The sequence below is a fragment of the Herbidospora sp. RD11066 genome (genome assembly GCF_054661255.1).
On the sequence record NZ_BAAGDO010000251.1, the window covers coordinates 1 to 254 of the forward strand.

At 46.5% G+C, this 254-nt stretch carries 1 protein-coding gene; it reads right to left on the reverse strand.

What is annotated here, in order from left to right; all coding sequences use genetic code 11:
• Positions 1–136 precede the first annotated feature (136 nt).
• On the reverse strand, positions 137–250 hold the full coding sequence (locus ACYQ78_RS39865; RefSeq protein WP_459806191.1) for a hypothetical protein: 114 nt from the start codon (positions 248–250) through the stop codon (positions 137–139).
• Between the last annotated feature and the right edge of the window lie 4 nt (positions 251–254).

The following is a 254-nucleotide window of genomic DNA, read 5'->3' on the forward strand; positions in this document are numbered from 1 at the left end:
CGCTCTTACTCAGCCGGCGAAGGACTCTCATTTGCACAGAGTTCAGTTTGTATTCAATCGGCTCATCTTCGTCTGTCCATTTTCCAGGCCCTGTTTCATTGGCGCTGACAACGATCTTGGTCTTTTTAGGGTTAACTCAGGTTGCCTGCTTCTCGAAATCACAATAAACTTCGACAGCATCGCTGCTGCAACCCTCGTTTGGATCTATCGTGTACTCACCGCTTTGGAAATTGGGATGTTCTAGTTGAATATCT